This window comes from Streptomyces sp. NPDC001056, assembly GCF_053598955.1.
Map to the genome: position 1 here is coordinate 232693 of NZ_JBSFLI010000009.1, position 21631 is coordinate 254323.

Consider the following 21631-nt stretch of genomic DNA (forward strand, 5'->3'; position numbering starts at 1 on the left):
CCGTGGCGGGGGCGGCGCGGCCGGTGCCGACCCGGCAGCCGCCCCCGACGGCGCCGCTCACTTCCGCCTCCCCCGGCGCGTCGCCCGCGTCCGCAGCTCCTCGTACGCCGGGGCGTCGCCCGCCCGCACGCGGTCCCAGGCTCGGGTGAACAGTTCCGGCACCGGAAGCAGCGGGACCGCGCGCTGGTGCGGGGGCACCGGGTACAGGCCCTCCTTCCAGGTCTCCACCGGCAGCGCGGGCGACTTCAGATCGCGCCAGCCGCACGGCAGGAACAACGTCCGCCCCGCGCGCGGCCGTTTGGCCTCGACCACCAGGTCCGTCGCGGCCAGCTCGGCGCGGGCCCTCTTCAGCCGGGCCGGGCGCCAGCCGGTCCAGCGGGCGCGGTTGCGGTCCGTCGGATCGGGCAGGGCGAGCAACTGGAGGTAGAGCGCGGCCGCGTCCTCGCCCAGCCCGTGCGCCTCGGCCACCTCGGCGACCAGCGCGGGCACACTGACGGTCGGGTCCTGCGCGTATCCGGTGGACGTCTCGGCACCGAAGGCGACCGCGCGGCCCAACTCCTCGCCGAGCAGCGTGCGTACGGCCTCCAGACCGCGCCCCTGGTACGGCCCGACCAGCCCCGCCAGCAGCCCGAACACGGCGTCGTCGGGGCCGTCGAGTCCGGCCGGCCGGATCAGGACCGTCTCCACGTCCTGGTACCAGGGGCGCAGCACGATCGCCTCGCCCACCCGGGTCAGGCCGTGCGCGTCGGCGCCGCCGGTCGCGGGCAGCCCGTACGCCTTGCGCAGCGCGGCCGCGGTCGGGGTGCCCTTCTCCGTCCGCTCGACGCCGAGGCCGAGTATCAGCTCCGGATCGGTCAGCCGTCGGCGTACGGCGGCGAGTCCCGCCGGGAGCGCGGAGCGCAGCGGATGGCCGTAGGGCAGGCCGTAGGCGAGGGCGGCGAGCCCGTCGACCGCGTTCACCAGGTCGCGACCGGACGGCATGGCCGCCGGGTCCGCGGGGACGAGGTTGCCGTCCTTGTCCGGCCGCAGGACCGTGGTGCGGCTCAGCCACGGGGCACGGGACGGGTTGAGGACCTCCTCGGCGTCGCCGACGGGGAGTCCGCTCAGCTCGGTCCTGATGTCCTCGGGCACGCGGACCAGCGCGCCGAGCCGCTCGGCCCACACCCGGCCCGCCGCGTCCGTGTCCGGACCGGTCGTCCACAGGTCCCCCGGGTCGGAGGGCAGCAGCGCGCCCAGCAGTGCCGTGCGCGACCCGGCGCCGAGGCCGCGCAGCAGGGCGTCGCCCAACTGCCCCTGGCTTGCCTTGAGTCCGATCACGGCCAGGCCCTCCGCCGCGAGGTCCTGCGGCTGCCCGGCGAGCAGGACGGCGGCCTGGGCGGGGCCGAGCCCGCCGTCGGTCGCCGCGACCAGCGCCTCGGGTGCCCCGGCCGTCCAGGGCGCGGCGCCCTTCTCGCGGACCAGGCGGACCAGGGCGGCCAGGTCCTCGGCGGCGATCGTCGTGTCGTACCTGACCTCGTGGTCCAGCGTGAAGTGGGCGACCGCGCCGAACGCGCCGCTCGGATCGTGGTCCAGCGCCAGCCAGTTGACGCGGTTCCGCTGGGTGTCGACGTTCTGGCAGCCGAGGATCACCACCGTGCGGCCGGCGCGGCGCAGCACCTGTCCCGCGCGCTGCTGCTTGTCGTGCGGTTCGCTGAGCACCATCTGCCGGAGGGTGCCGCCCGCCCCGGCGAGCGGCCCTTCGGTGAGGGCCTCGAACAGCAGGAGCAACGGCTCCCGTTGGGCATCGGTCAGGGCGGGCGACGCGGCCCGGTAGGCCAGCGCGCGCAGCATGCCGAGGACCGGCGGCCACACCACGCCGATGCCCGGAACGGTGAACTCCTCGCTGTCCCAGCCGTCCGGGAGGGCGCCGAGCCGCTCGCGGCCGGGCAGCGGCCGGCCGTCGGCCGGGTGGCCGGACAGCACATGGTTCACCGACCGGATCTGACGCAGCGCGTTCCACACCTCCCGCTGCCACCAGCCGTGCAGGGCGCCGAGCCCGGAGACGGCCCGGTACACGCCGTGGTCGTCGCCGTGCGCGGGCCGGTAGTCGGCGAACATGCCCTCGGTCCGGTTGCGCGGCAGCCGCGGGCGCTCCTGCGGGGGACGGGCGAAGGCGGTCGCCGAGCCCGTGATCCGCAGCGTCGACCTGACCAGCGCGGCGACGCCGATGACCAGCCGCGCGTCGGTCAGCCCCGGCAGGGCCCGGACCACGGTCTGCCGCAGGACGTGGTCGGCGCTCGGCACGGCGGCCTTGGCCTGCTCGTCGTCCCCGGCGCGGGCCAGCGCCTCCTGCCGTTCGCCCAGTGCCTCCGCGGCCTGCCGCAGTACCTCGGCGGTCTGTTCCTCGCTCACGGCGCGCAGCACGGCCGAGCCCTCGGGGTCGCGCGGGCGCAGCGCGTGCCAGAAGGCCAGCGGGGGCACGAACCGGGTGCCCGCGGCGAACTCCCCGCCCTGGCTCTGCGGCGTCACGCGCCCCAGCTCGCCGGGGCCGAAGCCGTCGCCGCCCAGGGACATCAGCCCGATGCCGCGGAACCTCTCCACGACGACCGGCTCGGCGCCGCCCGGCAGTCGCAGCGCGCCCACCGGGATGCCGTCCGGCTGGGTGGCGGCCACCGGCACCGACACGGTCCGCCCGTCCGGCGTGCCCGCGGTCCGCACCTTGCCGTCGCCCTCGCCCTGCGTGCGCACCCAGTGCCCGAGCACGGTGCCGTCGGTCCCGAACGGGCTGTCCTCCAGGCCCGGTCGGAGCGGCAGCACCTCGCAGCGCTCCGGCAGCAGCTCGGCGTCCTCACGGATGCCCGCGCGCAGCAGGGCGGGCAGGGAGGCGCGGCCGTGCGTGCCGGTGGCCGGGTCGTACTCCAGCCACACCGTCCGCCGGCCGTCCCGGCCCTGGCGCCAGTAGGTGCTGCCGTCGCCGAGGAGGCTCCGGGTGGGCGGCAGGACCTTGTCACCGGCGTGCAGCGCCTTGCAGCCGCTCGCGCGGCCGCCGTCGGGCAGCGGGATCGAGGGGACGATCGACTCGTTCGCGTGCCACCAGGACGGCAGTTGCTCACCACCGAGTTCGAACACATCGGCGGGCCGGGCCGACCAGTAGCCGTACTGCGTGCTGCCCTGCCGCCACATCACCAGCAACTCCCCGTCCGCATAGCGGAACCGGGGCCGATGCCGGCGGTCCGGGTCCTGCGGCAGCCGCAGATCATGGTCGAGGAGCACCTGGTCGGGGCCGACCACGATCGCCTTGTGGCCGCGCGTGACGATCAGCGCCGGCCACGCCTCGTACACGGCGACGGCGTCGTCGTAGCGGTTCCCGTTCCCCGGGGCGCGGGTCTGCGCGTCGAGGGCGGCCATCGCCTCGTCCAGGGCGGGCCAGCCCAGTTCGTCCAGGATGCCGGCGCGCAGGGTGCGGGCGAGCAGCGGTGCCGTCGGATGGTCGGCGACCCGGGCCACCGCCTCGGGGCTGACCTCGGGAGCGATCTTCCGGAAGGCACGCAGCCGGTCCAGCGCGTGGGCGGCGCCGGGCAGGCCCACCGCGTCCGTGAAGGCGTCGGCGGCCTCCTCCAGCCACTCCCGCAGCACCTCGGAGAGGACCGGGTGCCCGGCGAGCGTGTTCAGCATCTCTTCGGAGCGGGCGTGGCCGCCGATCGGGCCCAGGGCCGTGTGCAGCAGCCGTCGCAGCTGCCGGTCGGCGGCCACCGCGGCCAGGTCGCGCGCGCCCTCCCGGGTGTCGGTCAGCCAGTCGGCCAGCGGCAGGAACATCCGCTCGCCGCCACCCGGCACCGTGAGCGCGATGCCTTCGGTCAGGCACAGGTCGAGCAGGTCGAGGTCGGCGCCCGCGTGCCAGCCGCCCGCGAACAGGGCCACCGGGCGCCCGGCGGCGACCAGCCCCGGGGTCATCCGCTCGACCAGCGCGAGGGTGCCCGGCGAACGCGGCGAGTACGACCCGCCGTGCTTGCGGAAGGACGCCCAACGGCTCAGCCAGTCCGCCGGTTCCACCCCGTGCTCGGCGGCCGCCGCCGGCTCCGTGAGCAGCCGCTCGGCTCCCGTCTCCGCGAGCAGTGTCAGCCAGAACTCGTCGTCCTCGACCTCCCGGCCGAGCCCGGCCGGCATGATCTCCAGCAGCCGTGTCCGGGTCTGCGGCCGACGCTCGGCGAGGACCGGCAGCACCGCGCGGTACGCCGTCCAGAAGGACCGGGGCGCGCGTACCGCGGCCGGGGAGGCGAGCAGGTCGGCGACCAGCGCGCACTCCTCCGTCACCCGGTCCAGGCCCGCCGCCTTGATCAGCCCGCGCGCGTCCTGCGGCAGCGAGGCGTACGGCGGCATGCCGGCCGCGCAGCGCTCCACCGACAGCTGCCGGAACTGCGCCCAGGCCGCGGCCGGTTCGAGGCGTGCCGCGAGGTCCCTCACGTACTCCTTGAGCGCCTTGACGGTCAGCGCCCCGGCGAAGGCGAACTCCAGGAAGACCGCTCGCCGCCGCTCCTCGTCCACCGCCAGCGCGTGCACCCGCTCGGCCTCGCGGGCCTTGCCGAAGAACGCCGCCGCGTACGTGGTGTTCTCGTGCGCCAGGAAGGCCCGCGCGGCCTGCTCGTAGAACGTCGGCAGGAAGTGCGGCACCGCGCGTCCCAGCCGCTCGCCCAGCGTCTCGAAGCCCTCCTTGGCGGTGCCCGGACGGGACTTGGCCTGCCGGGCCAGCCGCTCGACGTCCTTCACCAGGGCGAGCGCGTGGTGTCCGTTCGCCGGGTCGTGGACCAGAGCCCAGGCCGGGAAGCCCAGCGTCTCCCGGCGCACCTGTCCGACCTCCGGCGCCTCGGGCTCCCGGGCCAGGCCCAGGAACTCCAGCGCCAGGTCCTCGGCCTCGCCCAGCGTGCCCGGCACCAGCCGGACCACCTCGCGTCCGTCCAGCGCGGGATGCGTGTACGTGCGCACCGTCAGACTGTCGGCGTCCTCGCGCGTGGTGCTGCCCGGCGGCAGTACGGCACCGGCGTCCAGCAGCGCGGTGACCGTGGTCTCGTCGTACGTCATGCCGCCCGCTCCTCGTCCTCGATGTCCCGCCCCGCGTACAGCGCCGCCGCCATGCGCATGCCCTCCGACCAGGCCACCGGCCCGACCTGATCGAGCTTCAGCACCCGGCCGCCCGGCTCCGACCAGGCCAGCGGACCGGTCTCGGTCTGCGCGTAGCCGTCGTAGTCGCCGATCCAGACGCGGGCCTCGACGGCGCGGCCGTCCTCCACCACGGAGCACACCGCGTAGCCCCCGCGCACGCGGTGGCCGAGCTGGGCGGTCCGGCCGTGCAGGAAGCGCAGCTGCTTGAAGACGCCGCCCGCGTACTCCTCGATCTGCGTCGCGTTGGCGTCGAGGGCGGCCGGGCGGTGCCAGACCTCGCGGAACAGCTGCTGGGCGCGCTGTTCGACGCCCAGCTCCACGGCGAACTCCCGCAGCTCCTCCAGGTCTTCGAGGAGCACGGGGTGCGGGATGCGGACCTGGTCGGGGGCGATGCGGACGGTGTCGCCGTCGAGGTCCACCAGGCCGAGGCCCCGCTCCGGGTCGGCGTCGCGCAGGAATCCGGCGACCGCCCCGTCGGCGCCGGTGACGACGAGGTCGCGCAGCGCGGACCGCCAGGCGGGATCCGGCCATACCCCGGTGACGACGTCCAGCGGCACCGGCAGCGAGCGGACCATCCACCGCTCGGCATCGGCCAGGCACTGCTTCTCGTGCCGCTCCAGCCACTCGACGAGCTGCTTCAGACCGACGACCGCCGGATCGTCCGCGATCTTCGGCGGCACCGACTTCAGGCGTCGCCCGGACGCGTTGCGGCACACCACCTTTCCGCCGTCGAGGGCGACCTCGTAGTCGCCCGCCGACACCCACCCCATACGTGCCTCCCCGCACCGTGTTGATCAAGTGACGGGAACTCTAGGGGCGACCACTGACAACGCCCTCCGACGGGCGGAGGGCGCTGGGAAAGGGCTGTGGAGGGGGCGGGTGATCAGCCCCGGGCGGAGTCCGCGGACTTCTTGGCGGATTCCTTCTGCTGCTTCAGGTTCTTGACGCGGGCCGCTTCCTTGCGGACCTCGACCTGGGTGGCCTGCTCCTTCTGGAGCCACTCCGGCCGCTCCTGCCTGAGCGCCTCGATCTGCCGCGTGGTCAGCGCCTCGGTGACCCCGCCGCGCGCCAGACCGGCGATGGACACGCCGAGCCTTGCGGCGACCACCGGACGCGGGTGCGGACCGTTGCTTCGCAGCTCGCGCAGCCACTCCGGCGGATTGGCCTGGAGCTCGTTCAGCTCGGCACGCGAGACCACACCCTCCTGGAAGGAGGCGGGGGTGGCGGGGAGGTACACACCCAGCTTCTTCGCCGCGGTCGCGGGCTTCATCGTCTGGGTGCTCTGCTGCGACTTCATGGAGACAAGGGTATCGGCCGTGCGTGCGGGAGCCGACCACGAGCCGGGGACCCGGGCGGGGACCGCGGCCGGTGACCATGGACGCGGCCGCGGCCGGTAACCTGGCCTGGTGACAGGCTCGGAGGAATCACCGTCGTTCCGGCTCGCGTACGTCCCCGGAGTGACGCCCGCCAAATGGGTGAAGGTCTGGCACGAACGCCTGCCCGGCATCCCGCTCACCCTCGTCCAGGTACCCGCCGCCGAGGCGCCGGACCTGCTGCGCGCGGGCGAGGCCGACGCGGGTCTCGTACGACCGCCCGTCGACCGTGACTTCTTCAGCGCGATCCCCCTCTACACCGAGACCAGCGTGGTCGTCGTCCCCAAGGACCACGTGATCACGGCGGCGGACGAGGTCACCCTGGCCGACCTGGCCGACGAGGTGCTCTTCCACCCCCTGGACGACGTCTTCGACTGGGAGCGACCGCCCGGCGAACCCGCGTTCGAGCGGCCCGCGACGACGCCGGACGCGATCGAGCTGGTCGCCGCGAACGTCGGCCTCCTGATCGTCCCGCAGTCCCTCGCCCGCCTCTACCACCGCCGCGACCTCACCTACCGCCCGGTCACCGACGCGCCCCGGTCCGACGTCGCCCTGTCCTGGCCGCAGGAGGCCACCACCGACCTGGTCGAGGAGTTCATCGGCATCGTCCGGGGCCGCACGGTCAACAGCACGCGGGGCCGCACGGCGGCGGGGCGGGCGGAGGGCCGTACGGCGGACGGTGGTGCGGCGGAGGGACGTACCGCCAAGCCGGGCGGCACGTCCCAGGCCGACAAGAAGCCCCGGGGCGCCGGACAGTCCGGGGCCCGGCAGAAGCCCGCGGCCGCCACGTCGTCGGGCGGCCGGGGCCGGCGCGCCCGCACCGGCGGGGCCAAACCGGCGGCGAAGCGCGGGAAGCCGCGGCGGCGCTCGTGAACCGGCGAGGCCGGCGGCCGTCGGCGTGAACCGCAGGCCTCCGTGCCGCCGGCGCCAGCCGCCGGAATCGCCACCGGGCCGGGCGGCTCCACCGGGGGACGGGGCCGGGCCGCCGGTTCAGCCGCCGGGGCCGGCCACCTTCCTTGGTCGCCGTCGCCGGTCGAAACCCCCTCAGGCCGCCGGATCGCGTTCCTCCGGCCGTGCCACCCCGCCGCGCACGGTGCTCACCGGCTCCCCCTGCCATTCCCGCAGGTCGGCCACCGCGAGGGCCAGGGCGAGGGCGATGATGCCGACGGCGGTCAGCAGGCCCAGTTGGAGGGCGACGGCAGGGCTGCCGTGGTTGGCCAGGTGCGCGAAGTACACCGCGCCCACGGCGGCGATCCCGGCCGCGGAGCCGATGCGCTGGGCCGTCACCAGGACCCCGCCCGCCGCCCCCGCGCGCTGTACGGGAACGCTCGCCAGAGTGAGCGTGGTGTTGGGGGAGATGGTGACGCCCGAGCCGAGGCCCGCGACGAGCAGGGGCAGCGCCGCCGCCCAGGCCACGCCCCGACCCGGCACCAGCTGCACCGCCGCGATCACCGTGAGCAGGCCCAGCGCCACCACGGCGAGACCGGCGATCACCAGTTTGCGCCCGTGGCGCACGACAAGGCGGCCGCTCACGGCGGCGCCGATCGCCGAACCGCACGCGAACGGCAGGGAGGAGAACCCGGCCGCGAGCGCGGTGTAGCCCACGCCGTTCTGCAGGAACAGCGTGTAGACGAAGAAGAGCGTGGTGAAACCCGCGAAGTAGACCAGGTTCAGCAGCACGCCGAGCGAGAAGGACCGCTGGGCGAACAGCCGCAGGTCCAGCAGCGGCGCCTGCCCCCACCAGCCCTGCCACCGCTCCCACGCCCAGAACCCCGCGAGCAGCAGCGCGGCCACCGGAAGCAGCGCCCACTTCAGCCGGCCCGTCCACTGCTGCTCCTGCACCAGGGGCAGCATCAGCGCGAGCACGCCCGTGCCGAGGAGCAGCACACCGGGCAGGTCGATGCCCTCGCGCCGGCCGGTCGCGGGCGGGGTGCGCGGCAGCAGCCGCAGCGCCGCGCAGAAGGCGGCGACACCGATCGGCAGGTTGACGTAGAACACCCAGCGCCAGCCGTCGTCGGTGCCGAACAGATGGATCAGCAGTCCGCCGGCGGGCGGGCCGATCGCGGTGGACAGCCCGACGACGCTGCCCAGCATGCCGAACGCCCGCGCCCGCTCGGTGCCCCGGAACATCTGCTGGATCAGCCCCGTGGTCTGCGGCGCGAGGATGCCCGAGGCCACGCCCTGCGACAGCCGGAAGAACACCAGCCACCCGGCGTCGGACGCCAGCCCGCACGCCGCCGAGGTCACCGTGAACAGGGCGAGCCCGAACAGGAAGACCGTCCGCCGCCCACGCAGGTCCCCGAGCCGCCCGGCGGGCACGAGGGCGAGCCCGAAGGTGAGCGCGTAGCCCGAGACGACCCAGGACAGGGCGGCCGTGTCGGCGCCGAGGCCGCGTTCCATCGAGGGGAGGGCGACGTTCACGATCGAGCTGTCGAGCAGCGTCATGAAGCCCGCCGTCAGACAGACCCAGAGCGCCTGCCAGCGGCGCCGGTCGTCGGCCGGCCGGGCCGTGTCCATGGTCATGGGGCCACGCTAAGCAGCGGCGAGGCATTGAGCTGGTAAGAGAGGAACGCCCGGCGCGTCGGTGCGTGTCCCCGTACGAGACTCAGACGTCCCGCGCGGTCCTCCGGAGCCACGCGTACGCCGACCGCGCCGTGAACTCCTTCTGCCCGCCGCGCAGCAGCAGGCTCGCGGTCTCGAAGGCCGGGTCGTCGGCCTGTTCGGTGACGTAGGGAACGGCGATGCACCGCATCCCGGCCGCGTGCGCCGCGGCCGCGCCCGGTGCCGCGTCCTCCAGGACCACGCAGTCGCCCGGCTCCGCGCCGAGCCGCCGGGCGGCCTCCAGGAACGTGTCCGGTGCGGGCTTGCCGCGCGGGACGTCGACGGCCGAGACCGCCACGCGGACGAGGTCCTTCAGACCGGTGCCGGTCAGGACCGCGTCCATGGCCTCCGGAGTGGAGCCCGAGGCGACCGCCGTCGGTGCCCCCTGTGCGGTCAGCAGCTCCAGAAACGTGCGCATCTCCGGATAGACGGGCGTGCGGGCGCGGGCCAGCTCCAGATAGTGCCGGTCGGTCGCGGCCAGCAGGTCCGCGGCGGGGGCGCGCAGGCCGTAGCGCTCCCGCCAGAGCACGGCCGTCTCCCGGGTGCCGATGCCGACGTAGCTCTGGTGGTCCGCCCAGGTGTAGTCCGGCATGCCGTGCTCGGTCAGGGCCAGCCGGCTCGCCTCGTAGTAGTTCGGCTCGCTGTCCACCAGCGTTCCGTCGAGATCGAAGATGACCGCGAGGGCGCCGAGATCGCTCATGCGCCCAGCATGCCGGGGTCAACCGCGGGCTGCGCGGCCCACCGACTCCACCAGGGGGCCCAGCCGGTAGGGGACGCGCTCGCGCAGCGCCACCTCGGTGCGGGTGCGCACCACGCCCGGCAGGCTGATCAGCTTCTGGATGACGTCCTCCAGATGGGCGTTGTCCCGGCCCACCACCCGCGCGAGCAGATCCCCGCCGCCCGTGATCGAGAAGGCCTCCACGATCTCGGGTACGTCCGCCAGCGCGTCCCCGACGTCGTCCAGGTGGCCCTGGGTGACCTCGATGTGCACGAACGCCAGCACCGGATGGTCCAGCGCGGCGGGGGACAGGGAGGGGCCGTTGCCCGTGATCACGCCGTCTCGCTCCATGCGGTCCAGGCGGGCCTGGAGCGTGCCACGGGCGATGCCGAGGATGCGGGCGTATTCGCGCACGCTGGTGCGCGGCTGCTCCAGGAGCAGCCGCAGGATGCGGGTGTCGAGTTCGTCCACGGCCATGATGTACGACTGTACCAATGGCCCAGTGCCGGTACGGACCGGTCGCTCACACGACCTGCGCCGTTGGTTCTGCACGGTGCCGTATGCGCGGGCCGAGGGTGGACCATTGGCCCACCAGATCGGGCATCACTTGAGCCAGTGCGGTCGAGGATGCTGTTATAGACATGTCGATGGCGCTGCGGATTCCCGCGGCGCCTTTTGTTTTCCGCTTCTCCTTGGTGTTCCAAGGTGTCCGTGGGGAGGGCAGCAGTGCTGAAGAGGGTGTTCGTGGCTCCGGACCCGGGGCTGGCGCGGTTGCGCTGGGCGTCGCGGGCCGTCCTCGGCATCGGGCTGGCCGTGGTGGTCTGCCTGCTCGTCGGGCAGTCCGTCGTCGGCGCGGTCACCGGCGGCCTCGCCGCGCTGCTCGCCCTGTTCACCGTGGCCGACCCCACCGTCCGGGGGCAGGCGGTCACCACCGCGCTGCTGCCGGCCGTGGGCCTGCCGGTACTCGCCGCCGCGGCCGCCCTGCACCCGTATCCGGTCGCGCGGGACCTCGCGTTCCTCGCCGTCGTCGGGGCCGGGGTGTACGCGCGCCGCTGGGGGCCGCGGGGGCACAGCCTCGGCGTGTTCGCCTTCATGATGTTCTTCACCACCCAGTTCCTGCACGCCACGTCCGACCGGCTGCCCGAGCTGACCGTCGCCGTGCTGCTGTCGGTGCTCAGCGCTTCCGTCGTGCGCTTCGGTCTCTGGTGCTACGAGCGCGGACTGCCCCCGGCCGCCGCCCCCGCCCCGCCGGCCACCGGCTCCGGGCTCGCCCGGGTGACCACGCGGCAGGCGGTGCAGGCGATCGCGGGCGGGGGCTTCGCGCTGGTCGTGGGCGAGCTGGTGTCCGGCCAGCGGTGGTACTGGGCGGTCGGCGCCACCTGGTGGGTCTTCGTCAACACCGCCTCGCGCGGCGAGACGCTGGTACGGAGCTTCCGCCGGGTCCTCGGCACGCTGATCGGCGTCGGACTGGGCTTCCTCGTCGCCGTTCCGCTGCACGGCGCGCCCGCACCGACCGCCGTGCTGCTCGCGGTCGCCGTCTTCGGCATCTTCTACTCCGCGGCCGTCTCCTACACCTGGATGATGCTCTGGGTGACGGTCCTCGCCGAACTGCTCTACGGCCTCCTCGGCGTCCTCACCCCCGGACTGCTGGCGCTGCGGCTCGGCGAGACCGCGGTGGGCGCGCTCGGCGCCGTGCTCGCGGTGCTGCTCCTGCTGCCGGTCACCACGCACGCCACGACGGACGCGTGGATCCAGCGGGCCCTGCGCTGCGTGCACGCCTGCACGGCGGAGGCGGCGGAACGGCTCGCGGGTTCTCCCACGGCCGACCCCGCGCCGCGGGTGGCCGAGCTGGAGCAGCTGCTCGGTCGCGTACGGCTGTCCGTGGCGCCGCTGGTGCATCCGCTGAACCCGCTGCCGGCCCGCAAGCGGCGGGCGCGCCGGGTGCTGGCGCTGCTCGACGACTGCGCCCGCGAGATCCGGGGCCTGGTCGCCGTCGCGGCGGACCCGGAGGCCTCGCACGACGCGCGTCTGGCGGCGGCGTGCCGCCGGGTGGAGTCGGCGGTCGAGGCGCTGACGAGCGGCTCCGCCGAGCCCTCGGTCACCGCGGCCGAGTCCCCGGTGTCGCCCGCGCTGGCCCATCTGCATGGCCTGGAGCACGCGCTCGCCGCCCTGGCGGAGCCGCTGCGGGCGCCGTCGGGGTCGCGGTTGGTCGGGGCGTGACGCCTGGCGGCGGCCGCGGCGTACGCGGAGGTCCGGGGAGCTGAAGGGGAGAGCCGCGGGTACGGGGCCGTGGTGGCCGGGCGCGGTTCCCCGCGCCCCCGGGGGAGCTGCCCCGCCGTCGGCTGCCGGGTCGCCCGTCCGGTCCGCCCCCGGCGGATGCCGCAACGGGGGTGAAGAACTCCCGCCCCACGCCGTCCTCTTGGTCTAGACCGAAGTGGGTGGCCTGCTACGGTCGGGCCCTGACGGGGTCGACCGAGAGGGGACAGCGGTGGCGCAGGGTGGCGGCAGGCGGCGGGCGTTCATCGGTTCGTTCACGGCGGCGGGCGGGCCGGGGCTGGTGACCGCGGAGGTCGCGGCACAGGGCGGCGCGCTCAGCCTCGTGGCTGCCGTCAACGACGTACCGGACCCCTCCTACCTGGCCCTCTCCCCGGACGGCGGCATGCTGTACGTGGTGAGCGAGGTCCCCGAGGGCGCCGTCGCCGCCTACCGGGTCGACGGCGGCCGTCCGGAACTCGCCGGGCCGCCCGTGCCGGTGGACGGCAGCGGGCCCACCCACCTGAGCCTGTACGCCGGGCACGTGCTCACCGCCAACTACGGCTGCGGCAGCGTCACCGCCGTACCGCTGCGCCCGGACGGCACCCTCGCCGCGAAACCGTCCGGCCGGCTCCAGCACACCGGCTCCGGCCCGCACGACCGCCGTCAGCGCGGCCCGCACGCCCACCAGGTGCAGCCGGACCCGAGCGGCCGCTGGGCGGTGAGTGTCGACCTCGGCACCGACTCGGTGCGCGTGTGCACCCTGGAGGCCGGCGCCCCGGCCCTGCACCGCGAGTGCGCGCTGCGGCCCGGCTCCGGGCCCCGTCACCTGGCCTTCCACCCCGACGGGGAACGCGCCTACGTCGTCAACGAACTCACCCCCACGGTCACCGTGTGCCGCTGGGACGCGTCCGCCGGCTCCCTGAAGCCGCTCACCGAGGTCCCCCTGCTGCCGGGCGCCCCGGCGGGCGACGCCTATCCCTCGGGGATCGTGGTCGCCCCCGACGGCCGCTTCGTATGGGCCGCGACCCGGGGTGAGGACGTCCTGTCGGTGCTCGCCGTCGAGGCGGACGGCCTGCGGCCCCTCGGCACCGTGCCCTGCGGCGGCCACTGGCCCCGCGCCCTGGCCGAACGGGACGGCTACCTGTACGTGGCCAACGAGCGCTCCGGCGACATCAGCTGGTTCGCCGTGGACGAGGCGACGGGACTGCCGTGCTACGACGGCTCGGTGCAGGTCGCCGCCGCCTCCTGCGTCGTCTTCGAGTGAACCCGCCCCGGCACGACGAAGGGCCCGCTCCCCGAAGGGAGCGGGCCCTGTTCCGTGCGTTGCCGTATGGTCAGCGGACCGGGGTGCCCTGCGCCTGCTGCGGCGCGATGCCCAGGGCCGTCGTGTACTTGGCGAGGGCCAGCTTGCCGATCGCCGGGTAGGCGCCCAGCGGCTCGGCCATGGCGCAGCCCGCCTCCTCGGCGGCGGCCGCGAGCAGCGCCGCGTCGATCTCGGGGCCGACCAGGTACGGCGCGAGTGCCAGCTGCTGCGAGCCGGAGGAACGCAGCTGCTCCGCGACGGAGGCGATGGAACCCTCCTGGTCCAGCGCCGCCGCCATCACCGGCACGGCCAGGCGCGCGGCGAGCAGCATGCCGGTGATCCCGGCCGCCTGCACGGCCTCCTCGCCACCCACGGAGGCCAGGATGATGCCGTCGGCGGCCGTGGCCACGGTGAACAGCCGGGCGCGGTCGGCGCGGGCGAGACCCGCCTCCGACAGCCGGACGTGCAGTGCCTCGGCGAGCAGCGGGTGCGGGCCGAGGACGTCGGTCAGCTCGGCGGGGACGCGGCTGTCGTTCACCGACTGACGGACCTGCCGCAGCAGCGCGCTGTCCGGACCGGCCAGCAGCGGGACGACCACGGCGACCGGGCCGTCGGGCTCCCGCAGGCCCTCGACGCCGGCGGCGACGGCCTGCTCATAGCGGGCCGTGCGCTCCTCGGCGGCGTGCGCCAGCACCGAGCGCAGCGAGGGGAACTCGGCGTCGTCGCCGTCCAGGTAGCCGATCCTGGCGTCCAGGCCGGGCAGCTCGGAACGGGCGATGCTCACGACCTCCTCGGCGAGGCCGCGTGTGGCGACGCTGGGCACACCGGGCACCGCGAGGACGAGCGCGGGCGCGCCCTCGGGAGCCACCAGCGGTTCGGGCCGGCGGTGCCGTCCGGGCTGGCGGGGTCGCGGCATTCGTACTGGCAGGCCGGACTCGGGTCCAGTGGAGGAGCTCATGGCGCCGCATGTTACTGGTTTCCCGGATGCTCCTGTTCGGGGAGGGGGCGGGTGAGTGGTATCCGTCCGGTTTTGTCTGATCGCGTACGGGTGGCGTCGACGATGTGAAGCATCGTCGGTTCCCCCGGCAGCATGAGCCGACCGTCCGCCAGCTCGGCCGCGATCCGCACCGCGCCGTGCAACGGGTCGCCCTCGGGCGGCACCCGCCGGGCATGCGGCAGCCGACGCGCCAACTCCTCGCCCAGCGGTACGAGCAGGGGGTCGCCCATCTTGGACAGGCCACCGGTGAGCGCCACTTCGGGTTCCCCGTCCGCCGGGCACACGGCCGCGGCGGAATCGGCCATGTGCCGCGCCGCCGATCGCAGGATGTCCGCCGAGATCGGGTCATGTGCGGCACATCCGGCCACTCGGGGCGCGAACGAGGCCAGTACGGCGGCCCGGTCGGTCCGCGGATAGAGCCGGCCGGGCAGCTCGCGCACCGGCCCGAACTGTTCCTCCGCGCAGTTCAGCAGCGCGGACGAGCCGCCCTCGCGGCCGTCGTGGGCGCGCAGTGCCGCCTCCAGGCCGGCCCGGCCGATCCACGCGCCGCCACCGCAGTCGCCCAGCAGATGCCCCCAGCCGTCGGCCCGCCGCCAGCAGGTGAGATCGGTGCCGATCGCGATCAGCCCGGTGCCCGCCGCGAGCACCGCGCCCGGCCGCGAACCGAGGGCACCGGCATACGCGGTGACGGCGTCGGCGGCGAGCGCGACCCGTCGTACGCCCAGTTCGCGGGCGAGCGCGTCCGGCAGTTCGGCCCGCAGGGCGTCGCCCAGGGAGGCGAACCCGGCGGCGCCGACGACGGCCGCGGCCAGCTCGTCCAGCCCTGCCTCGGTCGCCAACTCCCTCGCCATGGGGATGAGTTGCTCCATCAGGTGGGCCGGGTCGATGCCCCGCGCGCCGGTGCGGACCGGCTCCCGGGTCTCCCGCCGCGCGGAGGGCGCCCGGCCGGGCACGCCGACGGCGACCCGGAGGCCGGAACCGCCTGAGTCCACGGCGAGGTACCCGGCCAGGGTCATGGCAGACGCCAGTCCACGGGCTGTCCGCCCTGCTGGATCAGCAGATCGTTGGCCCGGCTGAAGGGACGCGAGCCGAAGAACCCGCGGTCCGCCGACATCGGCGAGGGGTGTGAGGACTCCACCGCCGGCAGACTCCCGAGCAGCGGGCGCAGATTGCGGGCGTCCCGGCCCCACAGGATCGACACCAGGGGCTTGCCGCGCGCCGCCAGTGCCCGGATCGCCTGCTCGGTGACCTCTTCCCAGCCCTTGCCGCGGTGGGCGCCCGGACTGCGCGGCGCGGTGGTCAGCGCCCTGTTGAGCAGCAGGACGCCCTGCTGGGTCCAGGGGGTGAGGTCGCCGTTGGACGGCTGGGGCAGCCCCAGGTCGTTGCCCAGCTCGCGGTAGATGTTGATCAGGCTCGGCGGCAGCGGCCGTACCTCGGGAGCGACCGAGAACGACAGGCCGACCGCGTGCCCCGGGGTGGGATAGGGGTCCTGACCGACGATCAGGACCCGTACCTCGTCGAAGGGTTGCTGGAAGGCCCGCAGGACGTTGCTCCCGGCCGGGAGGTAGGTGCGTCCCGCGGCGATCTCCGCGCGCAGGAAGTCGCCCATCTGGGCGACCTTTCCGGCCACGGGTTCCAGGGCCTTCGCCCAGCCCGGTTCGACGATTTCATGCAAGGGTCGTGGTGCCACGGGCGTCACCCTACTGCCGTACGGCGGTCGGTGATCAACCGATGGCCGGAACCCGGCCGGACGCCCCTCGTCCCCGGCCCCCTGGAACCCTCTTCTCCCGGCGTCACCGCGCCCCCTGTCCCTCCGCCTCGTTCTTCAGCCGACCACCGCGGCGCGCACGCACAGCACGTCCGGCAGGTGCGCCGCCACCTGCTGCCAGCTGTCGCCGTCGTCGGCCGAGGCGAACACCTCTCCGTTGCGGTTGCCGAAGTACACGCCCGCAGGGTCGGCGTCGTCCGTGCACAGGGCGTCCCGCAGCACCGTGCCGTAGTGGTCCCCGGCCGGCAGGCCCCGGGACAGCGGCTCCCAGGACTTGCCCGCGTCGGCCGTGCGGAAGACCCGGCAGCGGCGGTCGGCGGGGACCCGGTCGATGTCCGCGTTGACCGGGAAGACGTACGCCGTGTCGCCGCGGTGCGGGTGGGCGGCGACCGCGAAGCCGAAGGTGGACGGCAGGCCCGCGCCGATGTCGCTCCAGTGCGCGCCCGCGTCGTCGCTCCGGTACACCCCCCAGTGGTTCTGCAGGTACAGCCGGTCCGGCACGACCGCGTCCCGGGCGACCTTGTGCACGCACTGGCCGAACTCCGGGTTCGGGTCCGGCAGGAACACCGCGGACACCCCGGAGTTGGACGGCGCCCAGCTCGCCCCGCCGTCGACGCTGCGGAACACCCCGGCCGTGGAGACGGCCACCGTCAGCGCCGCCTCGTCGCGCGCGTCCGTGAGCACCGTGTGCAGCCCCTCACCGCCGCCGCCCGGCACCCAGCGGGAACGGGTGGGGTGCTCCCACAGCGGCCGTACCAGCTCGAAGCTCTCGCCGCGGTCCACCGAGCGGTACAGCGCGGCCGGTTCCGTGCCCGCGTACACCACGTCGGGCTCGGCGGCGGCCGGGTGCAGCTGCCACACGCGCTCCAGGGAAGCGCCGGTGTCCTTGGGGAACCTGACGGCCGGCCGGGGCGGTTCGGTCCAGGTGCGGCCGAGGTCGTCGGAGTGGAACACCGACGGCCCCCAGTGCGCGCTGTCGCCGCCCGCGAGCAGCCGGGGCCGCGGTGCCCGGGTGTCGACGGCGACCGAATACACCGCCTGCGCGTTGAAGTACGGGCTCTCGTCGAACTCCCACGGACCGTGTCCCCGCCGCCGTCCGATGAACAGGCCCTTACGAGTGCCCACCGCCAGCAGTACCTCGGTCATGCCGCTCACCTCCGGGGCGCCTTTGCCCGGGTAGCCGTCAGATATCGGCCAGTCTGCACCCCACCACTGACAGTCTCCCCTGGAGCGACCGTCGCCCCAGCTCGGAGCGGGTGTCACCGGGCTTCGGAGGGGAGCCGCCGGTCGCGTTCCCCGATGCGCCTGCGCGAGGCGGCCCCGCCGTGCGAACGTCGGGGGACTGCTTGTCATGAGCAGCGGAACGATCCCTCCCGCCGGGAGGGCGGTCCGGCCGGTCGGTGCGGTCGCGAGGAGGATGCCCTTGATGGCGTTCCGAAGTCCGAAGGCGTGGCTCTGGCGGTGGCGGCGCAATCCGCTCAAGCGCCGGGCGGATGTGGTGGAGGGGTGGGTGGTGCTCGGCGTCTGGCTGCTGACCCTGCTGGCCGGGGTGCTCGCCGGGCTCACGGCCGCCCGGTCGGTGGCGCAGGGACTGGCCCGCGAGCGCGCCGACTGGCGCCCGGCCGTCGCCCAGGTCGTCGCCGAGGCCCCGGACGTGTCCGCCGGGCGCCGTCACATATCCGACGGCGGGCAGGTCTGGGCCGAGGTGCGCTGGACGGTGGCCGACGGTTCCGTGCACACCGGACGGGTCCGGGTGGCGGCCGGCAGCGAGACCGGTGCCAGGGTGACGGTGTGGACCGATTCCCGGGGTCACCTCGTCGGCAGCCCCGTCACGTCCGATCAGGCGGCCTTCCGGGCCGCGCTCGTCGGCGCCCTGGCGGGGCTCGGTGCCGCGATCGTCCCCTTCGCCGGCGGGTTGCTGCTGCGCGCCCGGCTGGAGCGCCGTCGTATGACCGCCTGGGACGCGGAGTGGGCCCGGCTGGGGCCGCAGTGGGGACGCATGGTCTGACCGGCGCCCGACGGGCGACGGGTGTCGACTCCCCTGGGTTGTTCCGTGGTTGGTCACGAACTGGTCACGTTCCATCGGGTGACGCAACTTCATGGAATCTTCACCGGTCACACACGTGCCGTGAGCGCCACTTCGTCGTCGGAACCGGGCAGGTCCGAGCCCGCGGGGAAGCCCGCGCCCGTGGAGATCACCGCGAAGAAGACCTCCTTCACCAAGAGCATCCTCGCCGGGGGCGACGCCTACACCAGCGTGTCCGTCACCGTCCGCAACAACAGTGGCAAGAAGGTCAGCGTCAATCCGCTCTACTTCACCGTCACGGACACCGACGGCACCAAGCACACGGACGAACTGGGCGTCGACGAGAAGCAGATCGAGACCGTGGACCTGTCGCCGGGCGAGAACATCTCGGGCACGGTGACGGGCAAGGGGACGTTGACGCCCAAGTACGTGACGTTCACGGAGGACTTGTTCGGCGATCCGATTCGGGTGCCCGTCAAGTGAGTTCGTCCCGCCGGTAGTTCGCCGCCGGACGGGGGCTCGGCGGGCGGCGCCTCGCCGCCCGTCCCGAACCCCCGCGGGAGGCGTCGGTCAGCCGTGGTCGGGCAGTGCCCGGTCCAGGATCGCGTCCAGGTCGGTCCCCGGGGGCAGCGTGCCGAAGGAGTGGCCCCAGTCGCCGGCCAGGCGGGTGGCGCAGAAGGCGTCCGCGACCGGGCCGGGGGCGTGCCGGACCAGGAGGGAGGCCTGGAGAGCGAGGGCCATGCGCTCGACCAGGCGGCGGGCGCTGAGCTGATCGGCCTCGGGCAGCTCGGTCCTGAGGGCGGCCACGGCGGCGTCCAGACGGGCGTCCGCACCCCGGGCGAGGTCGAGTTCGGCGAACAGGGCGTCGGCGCTGCCCGGTTCGCGGCCGAGGGCGCGCAGCACGTCCAGCGCGTTGACGTTGCCCGATCCCTCCCAGATGGACAGCAGCGGGGCCTCCCGGTAGTGCCGGGGCATGCCGGAGTCCTCCACGTATCCGTTGCCGCCCAGGCACTCCAGGGCCTCGGCGGTGAACGCCGGGCCCCGCTTGGTGACCCAGTACTTGCCGACGGCCGTGGCGATCCGCCGGAAGGCGCGCTCCCCGGCGTCCCCGCGCACCGCGCGGTCCGCGGCGCCGGCCAGTCGCATGGTGAGCGTGGTCGCCGCCTCCGACTCCAGCGCGAGGTCCGCCAGCACATTGCGCATCAGCGGCTGTTCGAGCAGTCGGGCGCCGAACGCGGCGCGGTGACGGGCGTGGTGGCCGGCCTCGACCAGCGTCTTGCGCATCAGCGTCGCCGTGGACATCACGCAGTCCAGGCGCGTGCAGTTGACCATCTCGATGATGGTCTTCACGCCCCGGCCCTCGGGCCCCACCAGCCAGGCCACGGTCCGGTCGAACTCCGGCTCGGAGGACGCGTTGGACCGGTTGCCCAGCTTGTCCTTCAGGCGCTGGATGCGGAAGGTGTTGCGGCTGCCGTCGGGCAGCACCCGCGGCACCAGGAAGCAGGACAGCCCGCCGGGGGCCTGCGCCAGCACCAGGAAGACATCGGACATGGGTGCCGACGTGAACCACTTGTGCCCGCGCAGCGTGTACACGCCGGGCTCGTCGGTGGGCGTGGCCGTCGTGGTGTTCGTCCGCACGTCCGAGCCGCCCTGCTTCTCGGTCATGCCCATGCCGGCGATCAACCCGGCCTTCCCGGTCGGCACCCGCAGTCCGGGCTCGTACACCCGGCTGGTGAGCAACGGCTCGTAGACCTTGGCCAGTTCGGGCTGCGTCCGCAGCGCGGGTACGGCGGCGTACGTCATCGACGTCGGGCAGCCGTGCCCCGCCTCGGTGTGGCCCCACACCAACCCGCCCGCGGTACGCGCCACATGGGCGCCGGGCCGTTCGTCCGCCCAGGGTGAACCGGCGAGGCCCGCCTCGACCGCCGTCCGCATCAGATGGTGCCAACTGGGGTGGAAGTCCACCTCGTCGACACGGTTGCCGTAACGGTCGTGGGTGCGCAGCACCGGCTCGTACCGGTTCGCCTGCTCGCCCCACTCCTGGGCCTGCGCGCTGCCGGCGCGGGCGCCGAGGCGGCGGATCTCGTCCTCGGCCCACCCCGCGCCCTCCCGACGCAGGCCCTCCAGGAGGGCGGCGTCGACGGAGGAGTCGTAGGGGGCGAGGGGCGGGGGCTGGTTGGTGACGTCGTGTGTCGCGACCTGGTCGTGCGGGGCGAAGGGCGGGTGCGTCTGCGTCTGCGTGGAGGCCATACGCGTCATGTTGCACTTTCTCTGCGGCTGTAGCAATAGTGCAACATGGAGGCGGACGTAAAGTACGTGCCCATGCGCATGAACGTGTCGGCCGGGCCCGAGGCGGCCGCCCTGCGGCCCCTGTCCGCGCGGTCGGTCGTGCTGAGCATGCTGCTCGCCGTGCATCCGCCCGAGCTGCCGGTGAAAGACCTCGTGCGGCTGGTCGAGCCCTTCGGCGTCGGCGGCTCCACGCTGCGGGCCGCGCTGAGCCGGATGGTGGCCGCCGGCGACCTGTGGCGCACGGACGCGGTCTACGGGCTCAGCGAGCGGCTGCTGGCCAGGCAGCGCCGCCAGGACGACGCGGTCCACCCCCGTACCCGCGCGTGGCACGGGGACTGGGAGATGGTGGTCATCACGGCGACGGGGCGCGGCGCCGCCGAACGCGCCGAGCTGCGCGCCCGGCTGACCGCCCTGCGCCTCGCCGAGCTGCGCGAGGGCGTGTGGCTGCGCCCGGCCAACCTCGACCGGGCCCTGCCGGACGAGCTGAGCCAGGTGGCGGCGACGTACACCGCCCGCCCCGACGAGCCGGCGCACGACCTCGTCGCCCGCCTCTGGCCCCTGGACGCCTGGGCCGGAACCGCCCGTGCCCTGCTCACCCACGCGACCGGCGCGCCGGCCCCCGCCGCCCGCTTCACCGCCTTCGCCGCGATCGTCCGCCACCTCCTCGGCGACCCCGTCCTCCCACCCTCGCTCCTCCCCGCCGATTGGCCGGGCCCCGAACTGCGCACGGCGTACGCCGGGTATCAGCGGGAGGTGGCCGCGTCGGTGGGGTGGCGGGAGGGGTGAGGGGGCGCTGCCGACGGTGGGGCCGGGCCGGGTGAGGCGCGTCGAGGCGGGTACGGAGAACCCGGGGCGGGGGAGCCTCGGGGAGGGTGGGCGCCCCTGGTGAGACGCGCCTGCCGGAGAGCCGTGGCCGTCCGCCGCCGAGCGCGGCGACGACGCGCGTCCCGGGGCAGGGTCGGTACGGCGGGTGGTTCCCTCGGCCGGTGACGGTCGGGCGCGGTACCGCCCGGCCGGAGGACTCCGGGGGTGTTCTCGCGCGGGGCGCCTCGCACACCTGTCCTCCGCCGGTCAAGGCACGACCCGGGTACGACGACGCGCCCGCGGTGCCCCGACGCGCCGCCGCGTCGGGGCCCCGCCCCCCCCGCTCCGCCCGGGCGA

At 74.8% G+C, this 21631-nt stretch carries 17 protein-coding genes; 6 read left to right on the plus strand and 11 right to left on the minus strand.

Annotation, left to right across the window (positions count from 1 at the left end; translation table 11 throughout):
* Positions 1-57 precede the first annotated feature (57 nt).
* The 3 genes from ACWDD7_RS14200 to ACWDD7_RS14210 all read right to left on the minus strand — a co-directional run bounded on the left by ACWDD7_RS14200 (position 58) and on the right by ACWDD7_RS14210 (position 6436).
* On the minus strand, positions 58-5058 hold the full coding sequence (locus tag ACWDD7_RS14200) for a hypothetical protein (protein ID WP_450457526.1): 5001 nt from the start codon (positions 5056-5058) through the stop codon (positions 58-60).
* Positions 5055-5909: a DUF4132 domain-containing protein gene (locus tag ACWDD7_RS14205; RefSeq protein WP_450457527.1), complete on the minus strand. Its 855-nt coding sequence runs from the start codon at positions 5907-5909 to the stop codon at positions 5055-5057. The genes ACWDD7_RS14200 and ACWDD7_RS14205 overlap by 4 nt, the downstream gene beginning before the upstream one ends.
* Before the next feature lie 113 nt (positions 5910-6022).
* Entirely contained in the window at positions 6023-6436 is a 414-nt protein-coding gene (locus tag ACWDD7_RS14210; protein WP_450457528.1) for a DUF5997 family protein, read from the minus strand.
* Between the two features lie 109 nt (positions 6437-6545).
* On the opposite strand from ACWDD7_RS14210, the gene ACWDD7_RS14215 reads away from it, so the two are divergent.
* Positions 6546-7385 (plus strand): LysR family substrate-binding domain-containing protein, encoded by an 840-nt coding sequence (locus tag ACWDD7_RS14215; protein ID WP_450457529.1) that lies wholly within the window; start codon positions 6546-6548, stop codon positions 7383-7385.
* A 171-nt stretch (positions 7386-7556) separates the two neighbouring features.
* Here the strand turns inward: ACWDD7_RS14215 and ACWDD7_RS14220 are convergent, their stop codons facing one another.
* The 3 genes from ACWDD7_RS14220 to ACWDD7_RS14230 form a co-directional block, all read right to left on the minus strand.
* Positions 7557-9035: an MFS transporter gene (locus tag ACWDD7_RS14220; RefSeq protein WP_450457530.1), complete on the minus strand. Its 1479-nt coding sequence runs from the start codon at positions 9033-9035 to the stop codon at positions 7557-7559.
* A gap of 82 nt (positions 9036-9117) precedes the next feature.
* Positions 9118-9813: an HAD family hydrolase gene (locus ACWDD7_RS14225; protein ID WP_450457531.1), complete on the minus strand. Its 696-nt coding sequence runs from the start codon at positions 9811-9813 to the stop codon at positions 9118-9120.
* An 18-nt stretch (positions 9814-9831) separates the two neighbouring features.
* Positions 9832-10308, minus strand: coding sequence for an Lrp/AsnC family transcriptional regulator (locus ACWDD7_RS14230; protein WP_351881291.1), 477 nt, complete (start codon positions 10306-10308; stop codon positions 9832-9834).
* A gap of 249 nt (positions 10309-10557) precedes the next feature.
* Between ACWDD7_RS14230 and ACWDD7_RS14235 the strand changes: the two genes are divergently transcribed.
* Positions 10558-12051, plus strand: a complete 1494-nt coding sequence (locus ACWDD7_RS14235; protein WP_450457532.1) for an FUSC family protein — start codon at positions 10558-10560, stop codon at positions 12049-12051.
* 268 nt (positions 12052-12319) lie between these two features.
* Positions 12320-13351, plus strand: coding sequence for a lactonase family protein (locus tag ACWDD7_RS14240; RefSeq protein ID WP_450457533.1), 1032 nt, complete (start codon positions 12320-12322; stop codon positions 13349-13351).
* Positions 13352-13421: 70 nt separating this feature from the next.
* On the opposite strand, the gene ACWDD7_RS14245 is transcribed toward ACWDD7_RS14240, so the two are convergent.
* The 4 genes from ACWDD7_RS14245 to ACWDD7_RS14260 form a co-directional block, all read right to left on the minus strand.
* On the minus strand, positions 13422-14348 hold the full coding sequence (locus ACWDD7_RS14245; RefSeq protein WP_351880294.1) for a sirohydrochlorin chelatase: 927 nt from the start codon (positions 14346-14348) through the stop codon (positions 13422-13424).
* A gap of 11 nt (positions 14349-14359) precedes the next feature.
* Complete coding sequence (locus ACWDD7_RS14250) at positions 14360-15403, minus strand: N-acetylglucosamine kinase (protein WP_450457535.1); 1044 nt, start codon at positions 15401-15403, stop codon at positions 14360-14362.
* Positions 15400-16077 (minus strand): uracil-DNA glycosylase, encoded by a 678-nt coding sequence (locus tag ACWDD7_RS14255; RefSeq protein ID WP_351880288.1) that lies wholly within the window; start codon positions 16075-16077, stop codon positions 15400-15402. The genes ACWDD7_RS14250 and ACWDD7_RS14255 overlap by 4 nt, the downstream gene beginning before the upstream one ends.
* A gap of 135 nt (positions 16078-16212) precedes the next feature.
* The gene (locus ACWDD7_RS14260) at positions 16213-17301 is read right to left on the minus strand and encodes a WD40/YVTN/BNR-like repeat-containing protein (protein ID WP_450457536.1); all 1089 of its coding nucleotides are present in this window, start codon (positions 17299-17301) and stop codon (positions 16213-16215) included.
* A 280-nt stretch (positions 17302-17581) separates the two neighbouring features.
* On the opposite strand from ACWDD7_RS14260, the gene ACWDD7_RS14265 reads away from it, so the two are divergent.
* On the plus strand, positions 17582-18163 hold the full coding sequence (locus ACWDD7_RS14265; RefSeq protein ID WP_392218468.1) for an Rv1733c family protein: 582 nt from the start codon (positions 17582-17584) through the stop codon (positions 18161-18163).
* Between the two features lie 120 nt (positions 18164-18283).
* Positions 18284-18664 (plus strand): DUF4352 domain-containing protein, encoded by a 381-nt coding sequence (locus ACWDD7_RS14270; RefSeq protein ID WP_450457537.1) that lies wholly within the window; start codon positions 18284-18286, stop codon positions 18662-18664.
* Between the two features lie 87 nt (positions 18665-18751).
* On the opposite strand, the gene ACWDD7_RS14275 is transcribed toward ACWDD7_RS14270, so the two are convergent.
* Positions 18752-20431, minus strand: coding sequence for an acyl-CoA dehydrogenase family protein (locus tag ACWDD7_RS14275; RefSeq protein WP_450457538.1), 1680 nt, complete (start codon positions 20429-20431; stop codon positions 18752-18754).
* 72 nt (positions 20432-20503) lie between these two features.
* Here ACWDD7_RS14275 and ACWDD7_RS14280 point away from each other — a divergent pair, with 72 nt between their 5' ends.
* Positions 20504-21256, plus strand: coding sequence for a PaaX family transcriptional regulator C-terminal domain-containing protein (locus ACWDD7_RS14280; RefSeq protein WP_450457539.1), 753 nt, complete (start codon positions 20504-20506; stop codon positions 21254-21256).
* Positions 21257-21631: the final 375 nt, after the last annotated feature.

Bases quoted from the DNA above. Each gene is read 5' to 3' on its own strand.
- ACWDD7_RS14200 (WP_450457526.1), bottom strand. From the start codon at position 5,058: ATGACGTACGACGAGACCACGGTCACCGCGCTGCTGGACGCCGGTGCC.
- ACWDD7_RS14210 (WP_450457528.1), bottom strand. From the start codon at position 6,436: ATGAAGTCGCAGCAGAGCACCCAGACGATGAAGCCCGCGACCGCGGCG.
- ACWDD7_RS14250 (WP_450457535.1), bottom strand. From the start codon at position 15,403: ATGACCCTGGCCGGGTACCTCGCCGTGGACTCAGGCGGTTCCGGCCTC.
- ACWDD7_RS14265 (WP_392218468.1), top strand. From the start codon at position 17,582: ATGGCGTTCCGAAGTCCGAAGGCGTGGCTCTGGCGGTGGCGGCGCAAT.
- ACWDD7_RS14245 (WP_351880294.1), bottom strand. From the start codon at position 14,348: ATGAGCTCCTCCACTGGACCCGAGTCCGGCCTGCCAGTACGAATGCCG.
- ACWDD7_RS14225 (WP_450457531.1), bottom strand. From the start codon at position 9,813: ATGAGCGATCTCGGCGCCCTCGCGGTCATCTTCGATCTCGACGGAACG.
- ACWDD7_RS14280 (WP_450457539.1), top strand. From the start codon at position 20,504: ATGCGCATGAACGTGTCGGCCGGGCCCGAGGCGGCCGCCCTGCGGCCC.
- ACWDD7_RS14230 (WP_351881291.1), bottom strand. From the start codon at position 10,308: ATGGCCGTGGACGAACTCGACACCCGCATCCTGCGGCTGCTCCTGGAG.
- ACWDD7_RS14275 (WP_450457538.1), bottom strand. From the start codon at position 20,431: ATGGCCTCCACGCAGACGCAGACGCACCCGCCCTTCGCCCCGCACGAC.
- ACWDD7_RS14220 (WP_450457530.1), bottom strand. From the start codon at position 9,035: ATGACCATGGACACGGCCCGGCCGGCCGACGACCGGCGCCGCTGGCAG.
- ACWDD7_RS14260 (WP_450457536.1), bottom strand. From the start codon at position 17,301: ATGACCGAGGTACTGCTGGCGGTGGGCACTCGTAAGGGCCTGTTCATC.
- ACWDD7_RS14205 (WP_450457527.1), bottom strand. From the start codon at position 5,909: ATGGGGTGGGTGTCGGCGGGCGACTACGAGGTCGCCCTCGACGGCGGA.